Here is an 18,451-nt window from a genome sequence, read left to right on the forward strand (position 1 = left end):
CTCGCCTCCGGCTGGCTCAACCTGAACGGTACGTGGTACTGGCTCGATCCCTCGACGCACGCCATGGCAACGGGCGTTCAAACTATTGGATCGTGTGAATACATATTTAATAGTTCCGGCAAGATGATGGCTAATTGCTGGTCAAACGGTGATGGGTCTTGGATGTATCATTCGTTATCCAGCGGTGCAATTGACCTTAAAGGCATCATGACTGATTCGGGAATCCAGCTGATTGACGATGACGGGAATGTTAGAACGGGCTGGATTGAGAGTCAGGGTTCTCGATATTATTGTTCTGCTAATGGGGTAATTCTGACTGGATGGCAGCAAATAGCTGGCTCTTGGTATTACTTTAACTCGGATGGTCGAATGGCGACCGGCTGGCTTAACGATGGCAGCAACTGGTACTGGCTAGATTCCGCTTCTGGCACAATGAAAACGGGATGGCTTTCCCTTGGGGACACATGGTATTACCTTGATGCCGCGCGTGGGGGAGTAATGTTGAGCAACGGTTGGTATTGGATCGGCTCTACTGACTACAAGTTCAGTTCATCCGGCGCAATGGTTGGCGCTTGGGTCGATGTCCCGTGCTATTCGCAGTACCCGGAACTTCCTACTGGCTGTGAGTCGGTTGCCCTTACAAACTTGCTTAACTACTATGGTTTCGGTTTAGGTAAGACGATTATTGCGGATTATTACTTGCCCAAGGGAAGCAACGGCAACTTTGTTACCGCTTTTGATGGCAACCCAAGGCGTAGCAGCGGGGGTCTCATGGGATGCGTCGCCCCTGCGATTACTATTGCTGGTAACAACTTTCTGCGTGCTGCTGGAAGTGGCAAGCAAGCAAAAGACGTCTCTTTCTCGTCAATTTCTTCCATTAAGAACAAACTGACCTGTGGTCAACCTGTTGAGATGTGGAATACCGAGTGGGGAAGTTGGCCAGGAGGCCGTTATGCTGCGCGTTGGTATAACGGGCACTCCTATGGCCTGTGGGGCGGTAATCATGCCGTAGTCCTTAAAGGCTATGATGACGAGCAGGGAATTGTCTATCTTTCGGATTCGATTAACGGCAATGTTACGCGAAATGCCCAGGTGTTCTTTGGCACGTGGCAACAGATGGATAGCCAGGCCGTGGTAATTGAATAGCCATGATGCTAAAAGGGGAGAGCTCGACGAGCTCTCCCCTTTTGCTACATTGTTAATCTGGCTACGCCGTCTTATTACGTCCAAATAGTTCGTCCCAGTTACTGGCTGCCAAAACTGTTCCGCATACAATTACAACGCAGCAGATTACGGATGCCATGTCGGGAATTGTTCCAAGCAAGATCAGGCCAAAGACCACCGACCATGCCGAATAGGAGATATTCAGGGCCATCGCACGCGCTGCTCCGATTGCCGCAATGCCCTTGTAGTAGAACAGATAGGATGCAGTTCCTGCGAGTCCGGCGAGTGCAATAATCAATGTGGGCATGCTCGGGATAGCACCCAGCGTGAAATGCCATGCTCCGAAGAGGGGGAGTACGAGCGCTCCATAAACAAGCGCACTTGTGGTTTCACGGATTTGCAAAGCCGTTTCGTCATCAACGGCATCATCTTTCATTCCCCATGCGCACAGCACCGCTTCTGATCCCCATCCAATAACGGCAAGCACCGCGCCGAGTAAGCCGAGAGGGGCATTTGCAATCTCGCTCGATCCGGCCGATAGATAGCCCATCGTCATTACGCCGCAAAGGGCAACAAGAAGGGAAAGAATCTGACCTTTGCCCATTTTCTCCTTCAGCAGCACGAACGAAAGGAATGCTCCGACTGCGGGATAGAAGGCGGAGATAATTGCCGTGTAGGCTGCTCCGATATTATTAATCGCCAATACGTATCCGGTCATTCCGATAGGTCCACCGAGCAGCGCGCCGGCGATGACGACCTTGCCAGAACGAGTTTTAAGTGCAGCGAGCGTGTCTTTTAATCTGCCTCGAACTCCCATGTACCCAAAGAGCCAGATCGCACAGAAGGCATCATGGAGAAAAGATCCCGCAATGGAGGCGCATGCAAGCGCTTCCGCCGATCCAATATAGGGCGCGAGCGCCAAACCGATTCCAAGAATTACTGTATCAAGGCCCCAAAGAAGGCCGCTAAAAAAGCCGAATTGCATCGTTACTCACCTTTCCGATAGATCTCCAGTGCCTTTTTAAGGTATTTGGCACCGTAATTGAAGTAGATATAGAGCCACTCGCCCACGAAGTCACCTTCGGCTTCTTTCAGAAGAGACCAGAGGTACCAGCACCATCCTGCAAGGGCAATGTGCGCATAGTTATGCGCAACTTCGTTGTTTGTTGCCTTGCGCCCAAAATATGCATCAAGCGCGCGGTCGACTTCATCTTCGGAAAGCTCGCAGCAGACACTGCACGTTCCAAAATCGTTTGCGTAATCGCTCATGCCAGCATATTCCCAGTCAATGAGATAGTACTTGTCGTTCTCATCGATAAGGAAATTGAGGTAAAAGAAGTCATTGTGGCAAAGGCATTTTGGTGCATTATCGGCCTGTACAAAGCGCTCCAATTCATCGATTTCGGCGGACATTTCCCTGTAGCCTGGAATGTCGATGGGACCTTTTTCCAGAAGAAGTGATTCGTAGCGCTTCGCTTCGAGGTAGAAGTCAAATTCGGTTTCGACATTTGCGCCACTCTCGTGAAGCGAACGACACATCTGCATCATTCGATTCATTTGGGCAGCATCATGCGGATCAGGCTGCTTTGCGTTGGGTACAAACTTCGAAATTTTCCAACCACGCTTTGGGTCCTCATGAATGAACGTGTCGTCAAGGCCGAGTTCCTTGGCCTTTTTAAGTGCGGCTACTTCTCCATTTCTGTTAATAAGCAGTTCGGTCCCGACTCCCGGATGGCGGTAAACGTACTCTCCGTCATTGGTTCTAAAGTGGCACGATAGATTCGTAAGACCTTGTTTAAGGGGATAAACGTCGTGAATCTCTGATTTGGAGCAGCCGAGCACTTGCTCGATGTTATCGAAAATATCGGAGTCAACGTTTTCGATAAAATGCGGATCAAAGGCACGCAGTTCATCAAGAGAATCGAATTCGTTGATCTCGCCCTCAGGATACTTCTTGATAACCATATCGAGCTCCTTGATGTGCTCGATATATAGATCTTCCCAAAGCTTGTCCGTTGTTTCGGGCTTGTTATATTCCGTTTCGAGAATCTGCTTAAATGCAAGCGAGAAGGCTTTATCAAAGTAGACATGTCCGAGCATATACCAAGCATCGGAACCGCCAATCGTAACATTGGTGATTCTGTCCATTGCTCCGGTTTGAATGCACCATTCTTTGGTGGCGCCTTCAGCATATTGAGCAGAATAAAATGCTTTCCAAACGTATGCTTCAAACGGATTGTTTAGAAGGTAATCATCGCTTGAACAAATATAGGTGTTGCCAAGCCGCTCTTTTACGCACATAAGCGATGCGTGGTTATTTTTGGATGCATATTCGTTGTTGACGACAATCGAAACGCCGAACTTGCTTTCGAGATAGAAGAAATACTCTTTTTTATAGCCGACAACGACGGTGATATTGCTGATACCTGCGTCTTGCAGCTGCCTAATCTGACGTTCGATGAGAATCTCACCACGTACCTTTAAAAGGCCTTTGGGCTTTTCATACGAAATGGGAGCAAAGCGGCTCGAAAGCCCCGCAGCCAATATCACTGCGTTTTCAACCTTATAGGGGTGAAGTGCTTCGTAACCGCTGTCGGTTAGGCTGTCCGATTCGAGAAGGCCTTCATTCGTAAGCTCTTTATTTGCTGCGTTTACCGATCCAAGTGAGAGGCCAGTGCGCTCGGCAACTTCTCGCTGGCTGGCATATGGGTTCTTTAGGTATTCGTACAGAACAGTAAAGTTACGCTTGGTCAGTTCCACTGCAGGCCTCCAATTAAGATGTTCATTGCTTAGGGAAAGAATAGAATGATTGAACGTTATGTTCAATCTAATATATTTATCTACATAGACTGAACAGACAGTAACGAAAATCAATCCTGGAATGTGGATTAAAATAAATAAATGAGATATCTGGGAGGGTCGCTTATGTATCGATTCGAAAAGAAGGCCACGCTTGTTTGTGCTGCTGCGTCATTAATCACTGCTTGCTGCTTGCCCCTGAGTGCGAATGTCGCGTTTGCACAGGATTCCGTTGAGGCTCATAGTATTGAGTCAAAAGCGGATTTTTCTTCTGTGGTTTCCGATGATTTGCAACCTGATAATTCTTCCGTCATAAAAGATGGCTGGCAACGAGACGAGTCGTCTGGAGTTTGGTATTACGGAAAAAACGGTAAACACCAGACTGGCTGGCTGCAAAGCGGGGGCTATTGGTATTGGCTTGATCCAGCCAATGATGGTGCAATGCAGACAGGTTATTTCAATGTGACCGATGCTGGCGGATCGACTGCTTCGTTTTATGCGAATGACGGCAATGCCGCAACGCCTTTTGGCGCGCTATATCAGAACTGCTGGCTACGTAACTCAGATGGAAATTGGTTTTATGCCAATGCTGGAGGCGATTTAGCTGCTGGTTGGTTTTATCAAGACGGCACATGGTATTACCTGGATCCTGCCACCCATATAATGCAGGTTGGTTTTGTCGACCTCGGGAGCGGGAAATACTACTTAGATGCCACTGGTGCTATGAAAACCGGCTGGATTCTCGTTGACGGGAATTGGTACTGGGCTTATTCATCGGGTGCCCTTGCTTCGTCATGGCAAACGATAGGTGGGGCTCACTATTATTTTGACTCACAGACGTTCATCATGTTTAAGGGTCGTCAAAAGATTGATGGAAGAACCTATATTTTTGGTGACTATGGCCTCGCAAATGGATGGTACAAAGACGGAGCAGATTGGTATTACTGCTCTAACGGTATTGCGGCCACTGGCTGGAAACTCGTTAACGGCGCTTGGTATTATCTCGACCCAGCCTCCGATGGTAAGATGTCCGTTGGGTATTTAGACCTTGGCAATGCAGCTTATTATTTAAAGCCTAACGGGGCTATGGCTGTTGGTTGGGCTCAGGTCGAGGACGGCTGGTATTTCGCCTCCCAATCTGGTGCACTTATTTCTGGCTGGTATAAAGAGGGCACGAGCTGGTATTACCTGGACCCTGTTAGCCATCTCATGAAAACGGGCTTATTTGAGGTGGGCGGCAACGATTGTTTTGCAAACCAGAGCGGTAGGCTTGTGGTTTCAAGCTGGGTTACCGTTAATGACGGCGTCCAAAGATACGCTGATGATAATGGATATCTTTGCAAGGATGTGGTTCGCGAAAACGGCACTATCCTAAAAACCGCTGGAGCTGATGGTTGGCAGGTTGCGTCCGGCTGGGTTAATGTCGCAAATCTAAGGTTTTACGCTGAGCCCGGAACGGGTGCCATTCATCTTGGATGGCTGCAGATTGACGGCGATTGGTATTGGTTTGATGCCGATTCTGGCGTGATGAAGACCGGATGGGTTTTTACTGGTGGTGCATGGTATTACCTAAACGCTGACGGAAAAATGGCAACTGGTTGGAAATGCCTGAATGGAACATGGTATTACCTTGAGTCCAATGGAAGCATGCATGTTGGCTGGCTTAAAGATTCGGGTAAGTGGTATTGGTCAGACGGCAGCGGCGCTATGGCAACGGGGGCAAGGACCATCGATGGCGTTCGTCGAGTTTTCTGGAGCGATGGCCAGTGCGACAAAGTTGGCTGGCAAAATCCAGCCCAGTATCCTCAGGTCAGTTCTTGGACTGTTCAGCTGCCTAGCTATTGCACCGGATACTTTACCTATGTGACCCCTTCTCGCATTTCTGTCGAAGCAACACGGGAAGATTGCGTGAATGCCTTTATTCAGCGTGCCTATGAGTATATCGGTACGCAATATATTGAGCCTTGGTCTACCGCTCCCGGCGGAGCTGTTGATTGCTCTGGTTTTGTCTTGCAGTGCCTTTATGCTACTGGCATGGATATGGGTGTTTACAACCCTTATAACCATCGCTGGGATCCAAGCCAAACCTACAATTCCATGAATTGGTATCGAAGCAATATCTTTATGCCCGTGAGCACGAACTCGATTCAACGCGGCGATGTGATTTATTACCGCGGGCATATTGCGATTGCGCTTGGCGGCGGCTTGATGATTGATTCCTGGCCTCATCAAGGTGTCGGAATTCATCCTATTAGCGCAAGGGGAAATGTAATCGGCGCAGCTCGTCCGTTTATTTAATAGATTCCCTGCAAGACAGTCGGTACCGGTTGGGGGCCTGAAATGAATGCTCGGATTGATCATCGAATTTGCTGGCGAGTAATTGGCTTGATGCTATTTTCCGCCTTACTCTCAGTTACAGCCCCCGCATTTTCTTGCACTGCTTATGCCGTGGAAGAGGGGGCGGATAACGGTGTCGTAGAGCGCGACTCGACAGGAGGGCCGGGAGCATTTGTCGGTGGCGGTTGCTCTCAAGACTCCAGCGATTGTGCCGGCAATACAACGGAAGATTCGAGCCTACAGGTTGTCGAAAGCCATGACCCGTCGACTACAGAACAACTATCTGGATGGCAATGGAACGGTTTGTCCTGGTATTACTATCTAGATGGCTGTCGTTTGACCGGAATGCAGAATATTGACGAGTCGTTGTACTACTTGGACCCCGCTCGTGACGGCGCAATGAGCTGCGGCTGGATTTTTACTGGAAATAAGTGGTATTTCGCGGGTCCGTCAGGCGCTTTAGCAAGTGGCTGGCAGTTTATTGGAGACCAATGGTACTGGTTTGACTCCCTTAACAGCTGTTCTATGGCTACTGGTCGTCGTGTTATTGATGGGCACCCTTATCTTCTTGGAACCTATGGACTGATTAATGGATGGTGCCTTGATAACGGTTTATGGTATTGGGGTAGTAATGGTGAAGTCTTAACCGGCTGGCTTCAAACTGGCAATAACTGGTATTGGCTTGATCCCGCCAATGATGGTGTTATGTCTAGAGGAATCGTTTCTGTCGGTTCGTCTCGTTACTATTTATCGGATTCCGGCGCAATGGCTGTTGGTTGGGCGTTTGATGGGACGGACTGGTATTACGCTGACGGTTCCGGCGCACTTGCATCGGGCTGGCGTTTGGTGAATGGCGTTTGGTATTGGCTCAATGTCGCAAATGACAATAGAATGGCTACCGGCTTTTTGTCATCGGATCCAATCAATATCATTTTTCTTCAACGGGAGCGCTGTCACTCGGCTGGTTTATGAGCGATAGAGACTGGTATTACGCTGAGCCTTCTCATGCGTCGGGCATTGTAAAGACGGGATGGCTGAAGGACAATAGCCATTACTATTATCTCGATCCTGCCGCCGACGGCAAAATGCTGCTAGGTCATTTTTCTGTAAATGGGAAAAGCTATTATGCAAAAGCTTCAGGCGCTGTTGCTTGTCGTGAATGGGTAGATGTCCAGGACTCGGTCCAGGATGAGCCGTCTAAGGCTTTTGCTGGTTCTGATGGCTCATTGTGTGGAGCATTGCGTAGTGGAAAGCTATTTACAACAAACGGTGATGGCGAATTAGCCGAAGCTCACGGTTTTGTGACGCTTGGAGGGTGCAAGTTCTATGCTGATCCAACCGATGGCTCCCCCTGCTCTGGATGGAAGAACGTTAACGGAAAATGGTACTTCTTTGATGAGACCGCTGGCTATGCACGATCTGGCTGGCTGTACAAGGATGGCTCCTGGTTCTATTTGGACCCATCTACCTACGTTATGAAAACCGGCTGGGTTGCCGTTAACGGATCTTGGTATTACCTGAATTCGTCTGGTTACATGCAGACAGGATGGCTCAATCTGGGCGGCATCTGGTATTGGCTTGACGCTAGTGGCGCTATGGCTACTGGCTGGCGAGTTGTCGACGGGACTTGGAATTACTTTATGGCAAACGGCGCGTGGGTGTCAGACTATATGGATGCTAAGGCTCAAAGCTATTCAAGCAATACAAGTTGGCTGATACTTGTCGATACGTCACGTTGCGTTACGAGTATTTACACTGGATCCTGGAATAATTGGTCCTTAAACCGTCGCTATGTATGTTCGACGGGAAAAGCTAGCACGCCAACTGTGATAGGGGAGTATCAAGTCTACGGAAAGGGATACTCCTTTGGGCATGGATATACTTGCTATTATTACACGCAATTCTATGGTGATTATCTGTTCCATTCTTCGCCCTACTACGTTAATAGCAATCGCGTGATGGATCCCACGATGGGTGTTCCATCCTCTGCGGGATGTGTTCGTCTTGAGATTCAGAACGCAAAATGGATTTACTATAATATTCCTTATGGAACAAAGGTTGTTACGTATTGAGTAGTTGGTTGATGTAACTACTTTCGCTTAATTGGCTTAACCGTTCGAGATCAGGTGAAAATCTTATTATGAGAACGTGGCCCTAGCGTCCGTTTAATGAAGGGAATCCGCCCTAGAATCTGATAGATGAACGACAACGCTTTAATTCGACAGAAAGAGTGAAATGTCGGGAAATCGTTATTTCAGTTTTATGAGTGCGGTTTGCTTAGCATTAATTAATATCGTTCCCCTTTTAAGCCCCACGGTTGCCTTCTCATTAAGCGAAGATTGTGTTGTTGAGGGCGTTGATGTCTCTATAGCTCAATCGGGGCAATAGACATTTGTGTCATCGGATGGCAATCGCTTGGCTTTAAATTCAGCTGATTTCAAAGTGTTATCGATTCGTCAACATATGAATATACCGTTGATACGATTTCTCCAGAGGTCTCGGTTTTTGTCATTAACGGGTCTGCGCTGACAAGTGGAATCGATTATGAAGTTATTTATTTGAATAATATTGCGCCTGGTCGTGCTGCTATAAGTGTAAATGGGCTTTGCCGGCGATACTCGGCAACGACGCGGCGGCGCTGCTGGACGCCTATGGCGTGGAGGACGCGGCGCTCGACGATCTCGACCTGACCCCGGGGCTCATAGGGCGGGCGCGCACAGAGAGGGGCGATGTCCCTCTGGCTAGCCTGAAGGCGAAAACGGAATAGACGGACCGACCGTCCGGCTGAGTCTGCTAAGAGGTACCTGGCGGAGGGCGGAACATGGCCACCGGACCTGTCGAAACACATCTCCACTGTTCCTTCAGCTGGGAAAACGGCGCCCCCGCGGCCCGGATGGGGGCTCGGGGGCGTTCGGTAAATGCAGGAGTGAGCTATCAGCTCAATATGTTCGGCTGCAATCGGAAATCAACCGATAATCTCATTCTCTCTCTGTTGCATTTTATGATAATCGCTAACAAAAAACGCTAGCATAAATACTAATGCCAACCCATAGGATAGTGCACCGGTTAAACTCACTCCATTCATTCCTAATTGAGGCACAAGAATGAATGATAAGACGATAGACATTGCAGACGCGGCAATGTTGCCGAAAAAACTTCCTCTAAAATCTCTAATTGACAGAAGCAAATCGTTAAAAAACCAGGCAAAAGCGGTGAAATACGTACAAATTAACACCATACCAAGTAAATTTGTGTACGCAATGATCTTTGACCCGAACAAAATCGCCAGGATCGGGCGCGTAAAAACTAGCAAAAGCACCGATAAGCCAAAAGTAGCCGCGGATATATACACGACTACTTTCTTTAATAACCGAAGCCCTTTCCTTCTATCTTCATTGAATCGGGCTGCAAATTCCCCAAGCAATGGACTATATATATAGCCTGCTCCCATTTGAACAATGGTTGCCGGAGATGCTACCGAAGAATAGATTCCCAATGCCGCTGCTCCAAATGAAGCCGCCAAAGCCTGTTTTGGAATTGTCAGAACAGAGCTACTGCAAATCTGGGCAAGCACGATTGGGGTTAAGGACAACAGCACCTTAATGGATTTGTTTAGATTTAATTTGAGCTTAATTAGCTCAAGTAAGCTTGCCTTCTTTTTGTCATAAAGAAATAAAACCATGATGTTTGCAATCGCTATGACTCCGACAGCAGCTTCAAGCGAATTGGTAACTGAAAGAGCAATTATGAACAAGAGAAGACTGCTGACACCCTGAATAATGTAAGAAATGCCGATGAAATCCATGCGCAGATGCTTTTGGTCAATTGCATGGAATCCTTCAATTAGGTTAACCGCCATTGAATATATTAGATAAAGCACGATAACGGGCAGTGATTGCAAGCTACACGTTATAAGTGAATAAGCAATACCTAAAGCAAACGCTAAGGTGGTGCTTACCAAACGAAGTCCAAGGTACTCGCCAGTTTTTAATTCATTTTGGACGTCCGTTACCTGAATGGTTCGCAATCTAAACTCGGCAACTGGTTGAACAAGGCTTGAAATTGACATGGCTAATGCCAATCCGCCCGCAGCATCAAACCCATGCGAAAAACGGACGACAGCAATTGTTATTAAATAATTGCAGCAAAGTCGAATCACGGATCCAACGGAGTTCCACAACATATTCTGCTTAAGACTGAGTTTACTTGACAATGTTTCCTAGCCTTACCGCTTGAGCCTACGTTTTTCGGTATTTAGCGCTTTTGAGAGAAGCTCACCGAGGATATTTAATCCAAATAAAGAACAAATGATTCTTGCAAATTTAACTCGCGTCTGCGCATCATATTCTAGAATCCATAGATTTTTCCTCAGCTTCGCTATGTAATTAATTCTGTTCTGGTCGGTTTTGGGCATTGAGAAAACATTTGCGACTAACAGCACGAATAAATATGCAACAAAATTATTCGCAACTATAATATTTTGCGAGTTAATTGGTTGGGTCTCGATTGCAGATAGATGTTTATCGATAATGGACTCTATGGAATTCACTACATTCGCACAGTTTGCTTTACTGCTCGTGGATGATGCGGAGTTTCTTCTGTAGACGTAGTAGCTTGAATCAACCCATTTGATTGATTTGGCATAGTAAAGTAGTTTTAACGACCAATCACTGTCTTCATTATGCTTAAGGTTTTCATTGAATTTTAAATTATTGGAGACAACCAGCTGCTTTTTCACGATTTTGCCACTGGCTGATGAATAATAATTATTCTCTTTCAGTAGAGAGAGGACGGCAGTTTTAAAGTCCAGTTCATTAATCGATTTGGATATAGGAACAACCGGAAGATTCAACTTGCCAACGTATTCGATATACTCACCCATTGGCCAAGCAACGATATCAGGCTCATTATTGTTTTGTATTGTTGATTGCAATGCAGCAAAGGCATCGGAGCCTTCAATCCAATCGTCGTTGTCTATAAACATTATGTATGACCCCGATGAGAGCCTTATGCCGTCGTTGCGGGCGGCTGATGCCCCACCGTTCATAGGCCGTCTGTAATATTTGAATCGGTCATCATTTTCAGCATATTCCTTGCAAATTATTTCAGAGGAATCCGTGGAGCCGTCATCTATAAGAAGGGCTTCATAGTCTGTGAAAGATTGATATTTGACTGAATCAAGACAGCGGCGAAGATAATTGGCTGAATTATAAACTGGAATAATAATTGATAAATACATCTACGTCTTTCCACGGTCATTATGGTATACGTTGCTAACAATAGTACCTAACTTTAAATTAGAGTTCACCTGCAGCATGATGCATTTTAAGGGGATATTCTTGATGCATATCTTGCATTCATTCAGAGCACAGCGGTGTAGCGGATGATTGGACGCTCTATTATGAGACGCGTATGATTAATTTTGTTACTTGAGCTATTCTTCTCTTTCCATTCCATAATGCTGTGAAGCGGTATTAACTGCGACTTGCTACTGTAAGGTTTTATTTTGAGGTTGATATGACAGACGATAGTGCGCTGACCCAGCTTAAAGCTGTTGAACTTTCTATTCTGAATGCAGTTGGTTCTCTTTGCGATAAGTTTGGAATTAAATGGTGGCTTGACGGGGGCACTTGTCTTGGCGCCATGCGCCATAAGGGGTTTATTCCTTGGGATGATGATATTGATATCGGGATGATGCGTTCTGATTACGATCGTTTTTGCAGCATTGCTTCCACTGAATTGCCCGACGGCTATTCCTTCCATGATTCTCGTAATTCTTCTGGTTATGCGGCGATGTTCTGTAAAGTCTATAAGGATGGCACTCGCTTCGAGAACCAGGAGGGGAGAGATTCCGGATCCGCTATGGGTATCTTCGTCGATGTCTTTCCATACGACTATCTATACGAGGAGCCTGAGATTAGATCTCGTCAGCTCAAACTTGCTTTGAATGCTCAGCGCCGTTCTTACCTATACCATTCTGGGAATATCACTGTTCCTCATCGAGGCTTCCTTGGCTTTATCGAAAAAGCTGGTTGCAAGGCGCTGCATTTTATTGAGAGAGCGTCCAACAAGGACCCCCTTGAGTATCAGCGCCAGTTCAATCGCGCTATTCCTGATAGCAGTGTTGGCGCTGTTGGCAGGAAGTGTTTAACTCTTGCTTGGCCAAATATGAATCCTGTTTCGGTGGATGACATTTTTCCTCTTGCCCAAGCGGAGTTTGAGGGAGAACTCTATCCGGTTCCGAGGCTAACCGACAAGTATCTTACAACGATGTATGGGGATTGGCGTGCCATTCCCAAAGAGGAAGACCGCCATACCCATTTACCCCTTCTAATTGACTTTGGGAATGGGGAGATTTGGGAGCCCAAGAAATAGTATGAGATCTCGCTACGTTCTTTTTTCCGCACTTTATCCGCCTCATATGGGCGGCATTGAAAACTTCACCTACAACTTGGCGCACGCACTCGTTGATCGCGGCAATGAGGTATTGGTGGTTACGAACGATACAAATGGTTTAGGTGCCGGTATTACCGATGAAGACGGGGTAGATGTTCTTCGCCTGCCCTGTTTTCCTTTTTTTTCGGGACGCTTTCCCGTTCCTAAGTTAAATGCTTTATCACGTAAATTGTGGAAGCATATTGAGCGCCAGCACTTCGATGGCGTTCTTGTAAATGCTCGTTTCTATATTCACTCGCTTTACGGCATTAGGTTTGCAAAGAGCATGGGGATAACGCCTGTTGTCCTTGATCATGGTTCGGCTTATCTTTCATTCAGTAATCCAGTGATAGATCCCTTGGTCCGTACATATGAGCGCCTAATAACGGCCTTGGGCAAGCGGTTCCATCCAGACTATTATGGCGTTTCGAGCAAGAGTGTTGAGTGGCTTAGGTCTTTTGGTATTGCAGCAAAGGGAGTTATCCCCAACTCAATCGATGCTAAGTCATTCAGGGAGATGTCGTCGGGGCGAGATTTTCGTAATGAGCTTGGTGTAGGAGCTGGGTCCTATTTGGTCTGTTTTGTCGGACGGCTAATTCCTGAAAAAGGCATTAAAGCCATTCTTGAGGCTTCGAGAAGCCGCAGGCTTGTCGAAGCTGGCGTCGTCTTTGTTCTGGCGGGTGATGGTGCATTATCAAAAGAAGTTGATGATGCTCAAGGTGAATCGCTTAGATGGGTTGGACGGCTTTCATCTTCCGACATCTCCTCACTCCTTCAGCAGTCCGATCTGCTGTGTCTCCCTACACGGTCGGAGGGCTTTGCTACAACTTTGCTAGAGGCTTCTTCGTGCGGGTGTCCTTCTGTTGTTACGGATGTGGGCGGGGCGCGAGAGCTTTTTCCAAACGAGCATTTCGGAACAATTATTAGCTCTATGGATTCCGAGGATGTTGAGCAGGCCATTTATTCGCTTGTCAAAAACCCTGATAAGTTGGCTGAGCAGTCTCGTTTATGTCGACGCATGGTTGAAAATGAGAGTTCATGGGATAAGACGGCGTCTTTGGTTGAAAAAGTGCTTTCTGGAACTAATGGGTAAAACGATCGCATGTCACCATTGCTTCTCAAGAACATCATCGTCACGGGCGGCTGCGGCTTCATCGGCAGCAACTTCGTGCACTACGTGGTGGACAACCACCCGGGCGTACATGTCACCGTCCTGGACAAGCTGACCTACGCCGGCAACCCCGAGAACATCGCGGGGCTGCCCTCCGACCGCGTGGAGCTCGTCGTCGGCGACATCTGCGACGCGGAGCTGCTGGACCGCATCGTCCCGGGCCACGACGCCATCGTGCACTACGCCGCAGAGAGCCACAACGACAACTCCATCGCCGACCCGGAGCCCTTCCTGCGCACCAACGTCGAGGGAACCTTCCGCCTGCTGGAGGCCGTCCGCAAGCACGGCATCCGCTACCACCACGTCTCCACCGACGAGGTCTACGGCGACCTGGCGCTCGACGACCCGGCGAAGTTCACCGAGGAGACGCCGTATAAGCCGAGCTCCCCGTACAGCTCGACCAAGGCCAGCTCCGACATGCTCGTGCGCGCCTGGACCCGCACCTACGGGCTTCGCGCCACGATCTCCAACTGCTCCAACAACTACGGCCCCTACCAGCACGTGGAGAAGTTCATCCCCAGGCAGATCACGAACATCGTCGACGGCGTCCGCCCCAAGCTCTACGGCCGCGGCGAGAACGTCCGCGACTGGATCCACACCGAGGACCACTCCAGCGCCGTCTGGGACATCCTCACCAAGGGCCGCATGGGGGAGACCTACCTCATCGGAGCGGACGGCGAGAAGAACAACATCACCGTCCTGCGCATGATCCTGGAGGCCATGGGACGCGACCCCGAGGACTTCGACTGGGTCGCCGACCGCCCCGGCCACGACCGCCGCTACGCCATCGACAGCACGAAGCTCCAGCGCGAGCTCGGCTGGAGCCCGGCGCACACCGACTTCGCCGTGGGCCTGAAGCAGACCATCGACTGGTACGTCGCCAACGAGTCCTGGTGGCGCCCGGCCAAGGAGGCCACCGAGGCACGCTACCGAAGGCTATTCCATTCATTCTTTGCGTCAGGCTAAGACTAGGGGGCTTGTTGGAGCTTTTACTCCAGCGTACATCTGATTTTTACTGGCTGGATTCCGCGAGCGAGCTGTCGCACTTGTAATTCTTGTCGACAACGGCTTGGCTGTAATTTGAGTTTTATTAAAGTGCCTATGGTATCGGAAGACTGATATGGATGCTGTTAGGAGTGCAAACAGCCGTAAATTTGCTATCGTACTAAGAGTTATCATCTATCTTGTTTATCGAATGTATAAAGAATCACCTAGATGATGCCGTAAAGCATTATGTTGATATTTAAGGACGGTTCGTACGTGACGAATTTGCCAAAAGTTCTTGTTGCGATTCCTGCTTATAACGAAGAGGAATGCATAGAGGGCACTATTCTTGAACTAAAGAGAGTGGCCCCGGAGTTTGACTTCGTCGTCATTAACGACGGCTCTCGAGATTGCACTCTCGAGCTTTGTACGAATTTGGGATGCAATGTTATTAATATGCTAATTAACTGCGGCTTGACGGTTGGATTTCAAACGGCAGCTTGTTATGCGCTGGAGAATGATTACGACTACATGGTTCAATTCGATGCGGATGGACAACATCGGCCTGAGTATATTTCGGAGCTTGTTTCGAAGGCTCAATTTGACAACGCTGACATAGTAATTGGTTCTCGTTTTTTGTCGATGCGTAAAGATATGTCAATGCGCATGTTTGGTTCGAGAATGATTACTTTCATTATTAAAATGTTAACTGGTAAAAGGATTAGCGATCCTACGTCTGGATTTCGACTTTTCAATCGAGACGTTTTAAAAGAATATTCCTGCAACGATACGCTCAATCCTGAACCCGAGTCCATCGCCTTCTTTATCAAGCAAGGTTATAAGGTATCGGAAATACAGGTATCCATGCGCGAGCGGCAGGGTGGAGAGAGCTATTTAAATCCAATTAGGTCGATTCAATACATGGTTCGAGTATTTGTCACGCTTCTTATTGTTCAATGGTTTAGGTGATTGCATGTCAACTTCCTTGCGCGTGTTTCTTGTTGCCTGCGCTGTGATTGTTTTTATTTTCGTTGTACACAACCTCAAAAGATGCAGAATGCAGGTTTTGGATTCTGTTTTTTGGCTTTTATTTAGCACGAGCTTCGTGGTGCTTGGCGTTTTCCCGGAAATTGCCTCATTTTTTTCAAACTTGTTGGGATTTATGTCTGCATCAAATCTTGTCTTTCTATATGTTTTAGCAGTCCTAGTGGTTCGTGATTTCAGAATTTCGTTACGACTGTCAAAGCAGGAAGAGCGCCTTAATTCGCTAGTTCAGGCTGCGGCGCTTGATACAAAGAGGAAATGAAACTGTTTGGCTCACTCATTACTGTATTGAGTTTCTCAGTGTTATATTTTTTCTATGGTACTTTCAGTGTCTTGGCACCCATTCTTCTTCTATGCTTTTCGTTCTATATGGCTGTTTTGCTATGTCTAATATATGACTTCCCGGGAGTTGTCCATTTGAAATAAAATTAGATTTCAAATTGTTTATTCACTTCGTTCGTGAGGTATTTCATGAGTTGGTCGCTGTTGTTCATCGAAGCTTTTATTGCGGCCTTTGCATTGATTTTGCCGGGCATGTTGGCATCGCGAGCATTTGGAGTTCCCTTTAAACTGTCTCTTTCCTTTGGCCCTGTAATCAGTGTCTTCTTTTTGGTCTTTATGGGCATCATTCTCCGGTTTGTTGGAGTCGCCGGTGGCTATTTTGCCTTATTGATCTCGTTGTTCTTCTTTGCTGTGGTCAGTGGCATGGCGTGCTATTTCCGCTTTCACGGACGAAGCGCTTTTTTTGATAACGATATTGTCTCCCAGCTTCCGTATCTGTGCGCCCTTGCCCTATCTGTTCCCGTGTCGGTTTATTTTTTTGTTCGCGGCATTGGTCTGCCGGATAACTTTCTTCAGGTATATGACAATTCGTTTCATTTGAGTGTAATTCAGAGCATGAAGCACGCCTCTAGCTATTCAATCCTCTCGGTTGGATCGTATCTCGAGGCGGGATCAGAAGCGTTTAGTCCTAATGCAAGCACCGGTTTTTATCCCGCTGCTTGGCATATCATTGCCGCTCTCGTTGCACGTACGTTCAATATATCTGTTATGGCGGCCATTAACCTCACCAATTTTGTATTCGTCGCGTTTGTATTGCCCTTGGGTATTCAGTCCTTCATTGCGGTTATTACCAAGGATGATGTGCGAAAGGGCATTTGCGCCGCTGTCGTAACGCTTGCTTCGACCGCCTTCCCTTGGACATTGCTCTACTGGGGGCCTGTCTATCCAAATTTCGCTGCGTTTTGTGCCGTTCCTGCTGTTGCCGCTGTTTTCATCTGGTTTATGCAAAGCTTTGAAGAAGCTCGGTCTGTTTGCACGGTTCATTGTTCTGTCCTTGCGGCCTTGCTCTTTGGCATGGTGGCTCTAGTGGCTTTGCAACCGAATGCGGTTTTCACGCTTGGCATTCTTTTGGTTCCTTCGATTGTTGTCTGTGTGGGCGGTCTAATTGAGCGCCAGCTGCTTCGCAAGCAATCGATTTCGGCCAAGTTTGCCCATTATGCATCACGCTGCCTTGTGCTTTTTGCTGTTGCCATCATTTGGTTTTTGATGACGAAAGCAAGCTTTTTGCAAGGGGTCATCAACTTCCATTGGCCTTCCTTTACGTACATCTTTGATGCCGTGTGGAGGTCATTCTCCTTTTCCTTTAATGAGAATACGCCCTGTATTCTTCTTGCATGTCTGGTTGTCCTTGGTAGCCTCTGGGCCTTGGGCAATAGGTCCTTCCGTGGCTACTTCTTCGTCTATCTATTTTCCGCGGTTCTGTTTGTTGTCGATGCTACTCAAGACGGTTTTATCAGGCATTTCCTTACAGGCTTTTGGTATACAGACCAATATCGCGTCGCTGCGATGACCGCACTGTTTAGCATTCCGCTTTCGACGCTTGGTCTCGACTTTATCTTGAGAAAAGTTCAGAGCGCATTTTCCGTTTCTGTTGGGATGGACCGTTCTGCCAGGTATCTCCCCCAGGCGCTCTGCATCGTCCTGATTGCCTGCGGCTTGTTTTGGCCCGAAAGTGTCAACCCGTCCATTAACAACTATTCCCCGGTCGGATTTACTAAAAGCGTGCTTAATTACATGTATAGTATCTATGATGTCGATAATAATCTGACGTCCGATGAGTTGGCGTTTCTTGGCGAGGTCAAGCAAATGGCCGGTGATGAGCTGATTATCAACAATCCCTTTGACGGCAGTGTCTACGGATATGCCGCAAACGACCTTAATCTCATGTATCGAAAGTTCAGCTCCTTTGGCAAGGGCGAGACGGCGGTCAGCAAGCAAATCCGCCATGGACTCGACCGCATTTCTTATGATTCGCTGATTGCGCGTGACGTTAAAAAGGCTGGTGCCAAGTATCTTCTCGTTTTAGATTACGGCGAGAACGGACGCGAGGGTGTGGATATGCCTGGTTATCATAAGTCTGGCTGGACGGGCATTGATTCGATTGATGATTCCACCCCTGGTTTTTCGCTTGTCTTAAGTAAGAAAGATATGCGCCTCTACTCAATTGAATAGAGG

At 47.7% G+C, this 18,451-nt stretch carries 14 protein-coding genes; 10 read left to right on the plus strand and 4 right to left on the minus strand.

The genetic code is table 11. The annotated features are described in order from the left end of the window. Positions 1 to 1,146 (plus strand): C39 family peptidase (locus tag DW037_RS02610; RefSeq protein ID WP_199578294.1); only part of this gene is annotated, 1,146 nt, incomplete at its 5' end. A 61-nt stretch (positions 1,147 to 1,207) separates the two neighbouring features. On the opposite strand, the gene DW037_RS02615 is transcribed toward DW037_RS02610, so the two are convergent. Then, positions 1,208 to 2,149, minus strand: coding sequence for a DMT family transporter (locus DW037_RS02615; RefSeq protein WP_117629118.1), 942 nt, complete (start codon positions 2,147 to 2,149; stop codon positions 1,208 to 1,210). 2 nt (positions 2,150 to 2,151) lie between these two features. After that, on the minus strand, positions 2,152 to 3,924 hold the full coding sequence (locus tag DW037_RS02620; protein ID WP_199408842.1) for a phosphotransferase: 1,773 nt from the start codon (positions 3,922 to 3,924) through the stop codon (positions 2,152 to 2,154). A gap of 165 nt (positions 3,925 to 4,089) precedes the next feature. On the opposite strand from DW037_RS02620, the gene DW037_RS02625 reads away from it, so the two are divergent. The 3 genes from DW037_RS02625 to DW037_RS02635 are packed head-to-tail and all read left to right on the plus strand — an operon-like array spanning position 4,090 to position 8,372. Continuing rightward, on the plus strand, positions 4,090 to 6,261 hold the full coding sequence (locus DW037_RS02625; RefSeq protein WP_158551597.1) for an NlpC/P60 family protein: 2,172 nt from the start codon (positions 4,090 to 4,092) through the stop codon (positions 6,259 to 6,261). Between the two features lie 42 nt (positions 6,262 to 6,303). Next, positions 6,304 to 7,272 carry an N-acetylmuramoyl-L-alanine amidase family protein gene (locus DW037_RS02630; protein ID WP_118372798.1) on the plus strand — a complete coding sequence of 323 codons (969 nt, stop codon included), beginning with the start codon at positions 6,304 to 6,306 and terminating at the stop codon, positions 7,270 to 7,272. Continuing rightward, positions 7,269 to 8,372 (plus strand): L,D-transpeptidase, encoded by a 1,104-nt coding sequence (locus DW037_RS02635; protein ID WP_118372799.1) that lies wholly within the window; start codon positions 7,269 to 7,271, stop codon positions 8,370 to 8,372. Before DW037_RS02630 ends, DW037_RS02635 begins: the two co-directional genes overlap by 4 nt. An 893-nt stretch (positions 8,373 to 9,265) precedes the next feature. Here DW037_RS02635 and DW037_RS02640 read toward each other — a convergent pair. Both DW037_RS02640 and DW037_RS02645 read right to left on the minus strand, forming a co-directional pair. Next, positions 9,266 to 10,459 (minus strand): hypothetical protein, encoded by a 1,194-nt coding sequence (locus DW037_RS02640; protein ID WP_199408843.1) that lies wholly within the window; start codon positions 10,457 to 10,459, stop codon positions 9,266 to 9,268. Between the two features lie 66 nt (positions 10,460 to 10,525). Next, complete coding sequence (locus tag DW037_RS02645; protein WP_117629123.1) at positions 10,526 to 11,539, minus strand: glycosyltransferase family A protein; 1,014 nt, start codon at positions 11,537 to 11,539, stop codon at positions 10,526 to 10,528. A gap of 278 nt (positions 11,540 to 11,817) precedes the next feature. On the opposite strand from DW037_RS02645, the gene DW037_RS02650 reads away from it, so the two are divergent. The 6 genes from DW037_RS02650 (at position 11,818) to DW037_RS02675 (ending at position 18,448) form a co-directional block, all read left to right on the plus strand. Continuing rightward, positions 11,818 to 12,675, plus strand: coding sequence for a phosphorylcholine transferase LicD (locus tag DW037_RS02650; protein ID WP_118372800.1), 858 nt, complete (start codon positions 11,818 to 11,820; stop codon positions 12,673 to 12,675). Position 12,676: 1 nt separating this feature from the next. After that, positions 12,677 to 13,828, plus strand: a complete 1,152-nt coding sequence (locus DW037_RS02655) for a glycosyltransferase family 4 protein (protein WP_158551600.1) — start codon at positions 12,677 to 12,679, stop codon at positions 13,826 to 13,828. A gap of 9 nt (positions 13,829 to 13,837) precedes the next feature. Beyond that, entirely contained in the window at positions 13,838 to 14,872 is a 1,035-nt protein-coding gene (gene rfbB / locus DW037_RS02660) for a dTDP-glucose 4,6-dehydratase (RefSeq protein WP_118372801.1), read from the plus strand. Between the two features lie 294 nt (positions 14,873 to 15,166). Continuing rightward, positions 15,167 to 15,859, plus strand: coding sequence for a glycosyltransferase family 2 protein (locus DW037_RS02665; RefSeq protein ID WP_233505644.1), 693 nt, complete (start codon positions 15,167 to 15,169; stop codon positions 15,857 to 15,859). 4 nt (positions 15,860 to 15,863) lie between these two features. Continuing rightward, entirely contained in the window at positions 15,864 to 16,196 is a 333-nt protein-coding gene (locus tag DW037_RS02670) for a DUF2304 domain-containing protein (RefSeq protein ID WP_117629129.1), read from the plus strand. Positions 16,197 to 16,405: 209 nt separating this feature from the next. Beyond that, positions 16,406 to 18,448 carry a DUF6541 family protein gene (locus DW037_RS02675; RefSeq protein ID WP_117629130.1) on the plus strand — a complete coding sequence of 681 codons (2,043 nt, stop codon included), beginning with the start codon at positions 16,406 to 16,408 and terminating at the stop codon, positions 18,446 to 18,448. Positions 18,449 to 18,451 lie beyond the last annotated feature (3 nt).

The sequence above is a fragment of the Collinsella sp. AF39-11AT genome, assembly GCF_003474585.1.
Classification (GTDB): domain Bacteria; phylum Actinomycetota; class Coriobacteriia; order Coriobacteriales; family Coriobacteriaceae; genus Collinsella.

Excerpts from the sequence above, each read along its gene's own strand:
- DW037_RS02615 (WP_117629118.1), bottom strand. The coding sequence starts at position 2,149 with ATGCAATTCGGCTTTTTTAGCGGCCTTCTTTGGGGCCTTGATACAGTA.
- DW037_RS02625 (WP_158551597.1), top strand. The coding sequence starts at position 4,090 with ATGTATCGATTCGAAAAGAAGGCCACGCTTGTTTGTGCTGCTGCGTCA.
- DW037_RS02630 (WP_118372798.1), top strand. The coding sequence starts at position 6,304 with ATGAATGCTCGGATTGATCATCGAATTTGCTGGCGAGTAATTGGCTTG.
- DW037_RS02635 (WP_118372799.1), top strand. The coding sequence starts at position 7,269 with ATGAGCGATAGAGACTGGTATTACGCTGAGCCTTCTCATGCGTCGGGC.
- DW037_RS02645 (WP_117629123.1), bottom strand. The coding sequence starts at position 11,539 with ATGTATTTATCAATTATTATTCCAGTTTATAATTCAGCCAATTATCTT.
- DW037_RS02650 (WP_118372800.1), top strand. The coding sequence starts at position 11,818 with ATGACAGACGATAGTGCGCTGACCCAGCTTAAAGCTGTTGAACTTTCT.
- DW037_RS02655 (WP_158551600.1), top strand. The coding sequence starts at position 12,677 with ATGAGATCTCGCTACGTTCTTTTTTCCGCACTTTATCCGCCTCATATG.
- rfbB (WP_118372801.1), top strand. The coding sequence starts at position 13,838 with ATGTCACCATTGCTTCTCAAGAACATCATCGTCACGGGCGGCTGCGGC.
- DW037_RS02670 (WP_117629129.1), top strand. The coding sequence starts at position 15,864 with ATGTCAACTTCCTTGCGCGTGTTTCTTGTTGCCTGCGCTGTGATTGTT.
- DW037_RS02675 (WP_117629130.1), top strand. The coding sequence starts at position 16,406 with ATGAGTTGGTCGCTGTTGTTCATCGAAGCTTTTATTGCGGCCTTTGCA.